General features: G+C 50.4%; 1 protein-coding gene. It reads right to left on the bottom strand.

Translation table 11 applies throughout. The features are described 5' to 3' along the window. Window positions 1-58 precede the first annotated feature (58 nt). The gene (locus QT996_RS28190) at window positions 59-2,527 is read right to left on the bottom strand and encodes a leucine-rich repeat domain-containing protein (RefSeq protein ID WP_333050782.1); all 2,469 of its coding nucleotides are present in this window, start codon (window positions 2,525-2,527) and stop codon (window positions 59-61) included. Window positions 2,528-2,571 lie beyond the last annotated feature (44 nt).

The raw sequence follows: 2,571 nt of genomic DNA on the forward strand, positions 1-2,571 counted from the left end.
TTTAAATTTTCGAGGCTATCTAAGCCAGTAAAGGGTTTCAACCTCTGAAACACGCATTTTAAATGCACAACAGCTTATTGCTAACTTCGGCGTTGTCGCTGCCGATAACACCAGACATCGGGCCGTTGAATTGGTTGGTCTTGGGAGAATCTTGAGTCATTTTATTACCACCGAGGATGACATTGTAAATAATTTGTTGATCACTGGAAGGAGCTACAAAATCATCGTCTTCTTTTCCCGAAAATTTATCGCCCATTTGCTTTCTGCGCCGAAGTTCGATCGACTCATACCCATCCAGCAACGGCAGCAAATCCCAACTCTTTTTAAGTTTGCCGATCCGAACCTTAGTCTCGCCCATCTCCTCCAGCCCTAGCAATTCCTCGTAATCCAGCGGATCGGCATCGGGATTATCGGGAACCGGCACCCATTGACTGATTTCCAGATTGGCAAAAGAATTGTGGATTTTGGTAAACGTATCGCGAATCATGCTGAGGAAAGAACGCCGCGTCGATTCCCGCCCGCTAACGGCAATAAAGATTTTCTTATCTTCCGGGTCAGATTTGATCCGGGCGATGTTGTACACCTCAGCGCCTTCCCTATACTCCAGCATAACCCCCGTGCGCCAGTGGGTGCAGTTGTGGATTTTCTCGTGGGTGAGGACGATGAAGCGCGAGAGGATGCTGTCGGGGAGGATGCGGTAGTGATATTGAAATTCCAGCGTTTCGTCTTCGAGTTCGGTGTTTTCCGGTTGTTCTTTGGGCAAGAGGCCGGGGATGAGGAAAGTCGGCGCGGGACAATGGCTGACGGGGAAGCAGAGTTCAAATTCGCCCATCAACCCAGTGAGACAGTGGTAGCGGTGGCTGGGATATTTATTTGAGTCGAGGATGCGGCTGAGGTCGGCGTAGGTGAGAATGCCTTTGGTTTTGACTTTGAGTTCGTCGTCGCTGAGGAGGGCATAGATGCCTTCAGTCACCCAGTGGGGATTGAGGATGTTGGTGTTTTGCAGGATCGGGTGTTCGCGGAAGTTGAGGACAATGCCCAGGTTGTGCAGCAGTCCGATCAGTTGGGTTTGGTCGGTTTCTTCAAAGATGTTTTCTTTGGCGCAGATGGTGGCGTATTCGCTGATGCTGATGATGTCTTTGTCGAGGTTTTCCAGGCGCTGCTTGACTTGGAACCAGCTTAGCGGCAAAAGATCGTAGACTTCTTTGAGTTGGGAGATTTCGGTGTGGATGGCCCTGCGGAGTTTCTCGATGCCGGTTCCGCTTTCGCAGGAGGTTTCGATAATGGCTTTGATGTTGGGATATTTGTCGCGCAAGGCTTTGCGGTTGAGATCCAGGGGTTGTTCGTCGCACTTGTTGCCGACGAGGATGACGGGGGAGGCGTCGCCGAAGCTTTCGATCAGTTTCAGCCAGTATTCGAGGCGGTTTTCGTCTTCGCTGGTGCGGCAGTTGCACACGAGGAGGTAGAGGCTGCGTTTGGTAAGGAAAAATTGGTGGGTGGCGTGGTAGATTTCTTGTCCGCCGAAGTCCCAGACGTTGAGTTTGACGGGTTTGGTGTTGACTGTAATTTTCCACTCTCTGATGTTGAGTCCGTGGGTTTGGGACTCGTTGGGGTTGTATTTGTTGTCGATGAGGCGGTTGATCAGGGAGGTTTTGCCGACGCTGCCTTGCCCGACGAGGAGGACTTTGGCTTCGTTGAGGGGGAGAACTTCGCCGCTGCGGAGTTGGCGCAGGTAGTTGAAGATGGCTTCGGGGGTACCGGGATCTTCGTAAAGTTTGGCTGGCCCTAGAATTTCTGGAGAAATGGGCAGGGGATTGCGGCGGAGGTCGAGTGTTTCAAGTTTTGCTAGTGTTTCTAAGCATTCAGGAATCTTTTCAATCTGATTTTTACTAAGGTCAAGTTCTGTCAGATTCGACAGTTTGCCGAGCGCCTCTGGGATGGAGGTAATCTGATTGTCCCAGAGGTTAAGCTCTTTCAGATTCGACAGTTTGCCGAGCGCCTCTGGGATGGAGGTAATCTGATTTTTCCAGAGCTTAAGCTCTGTCAGATTCGACAGTTTGCCGAGCGCCTCTGGGATGGAGGTAATCTGATTGTTACTGAGGTAAAGCTTTGTCAGATTCGACAGTTGCCCGAGATCCTCTGGGATGGAGGTAATCTGATTGCTCATGAGGTCAAGCTGTGTCAGATTCGACAGTTGCCCGAGATCCTCTGGGATGGAGGTAATCTGATTGTCACTGAGGTGAAGCTGTGTCAGATTCGACAGTTTGCCGAGCGCCTCTGGGATTTGGGTAATCTGATTGCTCATGAGGTCAAGCTGTGTCAGATTCGACAGTTTGCCGAGCGCCTCTGGGATTTGGGTAATCTGATTGCTCATGAGGTCAAGCTGTGTCAGATTCGACAGTTTGCCGAGATCCTCTGGGATTACTGTAATCCGATTGCCCATGAGGTTAAGCCGTGTCAGATTCGACAGTTGCCCGAGATCCTCTGGGATGGAGGTAAGCTGTTGCACATTTAAACTGTGATACACGCATTGCCCTTATTTTTGATTTTACGACCCCACTTAATTATTAA

Origin of the sequence: Microcoleus sp. S13C4 (assembly GCF_036700865.1) — a bacterium.
Taxonomy (GTDB): Bacteria; Cyanobacteriota; Cyanobacteriia; order Cyanobacteriales; family Microcoleaceae; genus Microcoleus.